This window comes from Dietzia sp. HMSC21D01 (assembly GCF_001815995.1).
Classification (GTDB): domain Bacteria; phylum Actinomycetota; class Actinomycetes; order Mycobacteriales; family Mycobacteriaceae; genus Dietzia; species Dietzia cinnamea.
In genome coordinates this window covers 1-1523 of sequence record NZ_KV823590.1, presented here as the reverse complement: position 1 = coordinate 1523, position 1523 = coordinate 1, and the positions used below count along the sequence as shown (strand labels likewise).

Annotated in this window: 3 protein-coding genes; 2 read left to right on the top strand and 1 reads right to left on the bottom strand. The window is 74.8% G+C overall.

Annotated features, from left to right (window positions below; translation table 11 throughout):
* On the top strand, positions 1-308 hold a 308-nt coding region (locus HMPREF3086_RS00060), incomplete at its 5' end, for an SAM-dependent methyltransferase (RefSeq protein WP_246830826.1).
* Here the strand turns inward: HMPREF3086_RS00060 and HMPREF3086_RS00055 are convergent.
* Positions 305-1075 (bottom strand): lysophospholipid acyltransferase family protein, encoded by a 771-nt coding sequence (locus HMPREF3086_RS00055; protein ID WP_243699686.1) that lies wholly within the window; start codon positions 1073-1075, stop codon positions 305-307. The two genes, HMPREF3086_RS00060 and HMPREF3086_RS00055, sit on opposite strands and share 4 nt — an antisense overlap.
* A gap of 93 nt (positions 1076-1168) precedes the next feature.
* Between HMPREF3086_RS00055 and HMPREF3086_RS00050 the strand changes: the two genes are divergently transcribed.
* On the top strand, positions 1169-1523 hold a 355-nt coding region (locus HMPREF3086_RS00050; protein ID WP_305790917.1), incomplete at its 3' end, for a sirohydrochlorin chelatase.

The following is a 1523-nucleotide window of genomic DNA, read 5'->3' as shown; positions in this document are numbered from 1 at the left end:
CGCTGGTCGGCGGCAGCGGCGACGGCGACCTGCTCACCGTCCGTGCGCGGCGCCTCGTCCACACCGCCGACGTGCTCGTCGTGGACGGCGCGGCCGACGCCGCGCTGGTGGCGGAGCTCGACGACGACGTCGAGGTGCTCGAAGCCGCCGCCGACCTGCCCGCCGCCCGCGTGGCGGATCTTGTGGCGACACGGTACGCCGCGGGGCACGGGGTCGTGCGGATCGCCGCATCGGCCACCCTGGCCGATCGGGCCCGCGAGCTCGAGGCCGGCGGGGTGGACTTCGAGGTCGTCCCGGGCGTGGTCTAACCCCAGGCGGTCGTGAGCGCCTCGTCGATGCCGTCCCGCACGGCAGCGCGCACCTCGTCGACAGTCGGCGGCGGCCCGGAGTCCCACACCACGATCGGCGCCGCCGCGGCGACGGCGCGTCGCGGGGGAAGTTTCGCGTGCTCGCGGCCGTGGTAGGCGAGTCCCAGCGGCAGCACGGCCACCGGGGCGCCGGCCTCGCGGGCGCCCGCGACCATCATGCCGACGCCCTTCTTCACCGACTCGAGCCGCAGCGTGCGCAGGTCGTCGGCGGAGGAGTTGGTGCCCTCGACGAAGGTGAGCACGACGCCCCCGCCCGTGAGCCGGTCCACGCAGAGCCCGATGAGGCGCGTGGCGGCGGCCTCGTGGATGTCGGACGCCGTCCCCTCGTAGTTCTTGGCCCGGAACACGGGCACCGTGCCGGTGTACTCGAAGACCGGTCGCAGGGGCCCGCGGAACAACGGGTCCTTGGTCAACCCGGTCCCGCTCGCGAGGAAGCGGACCCGCCGGTCGAACAGGGCCGCCGCGAGCACGGTCGGGTCGTGCGCGGACGGGTGGTTGACGGCCACGACGATGCCCACGCCCTCGGAGTGCAGGCGGTGCAGCCGCTCGATCGTCTCGTCGGGGATCCGCAGCCGCGGCCGGTAGATCGCGTCGACGAGCGCCAGCAGCGGGTAGGTGAACCAGTCCCGCCGCCGACCGGGCCCGTAGAAGTCGTACACGGCCTCCCAGTTGGCCACGGACACCTCGGGCCGCCGCCGCTTGTTCATGTACGCCGCCTGTTCATGGAGCCAGCCTGTTCATCCCCCCAGTTTCGCCGAGCCGATGCGGCGGCGCACCCCGATTGCGGCATGCTCGATGACATGACAGCCCTGTCCGGTCCGGCCGGCCCCCGCCTGCTGTTGGTCGCGCACGGGACCCGGTCCGCCGCCGGCCGCCGGGTGCTGGGCCGGATCCTGCTCGAGGCGCGCAAGCAGCTCGTCGGGGTGGACTGCCGACTCGCCTGGGTGGACGTCCAGGAGCCGGGGCCCGGGAAGATCCTCGCGGACGGCGTGCCGACGGTCGTGGTCCCCGCCTTCCTCGCGCGCGGGTTCCACGTCGTCCACGACGTCGGGCAGGCGTGCCGCGAGGCGCCCGGCCCCGTCGTGCAGACACCGCACCTGGGCGCCGAGCCCGAGCTCGTCCGGGCGCTCGTGCAGCGGCTCGCCGAGGCCGGCG

Excerpts from the sequence above, each read along its gene's own strand:
- HMPREF3086_RS00055 (WP_243699686.1), bottom strand. The coding sequence starts at position 1,075 with ATGAACAAGCGGCGGCGGCCCGAGGTGTCCGTGGCCAACTGGGAGGCC.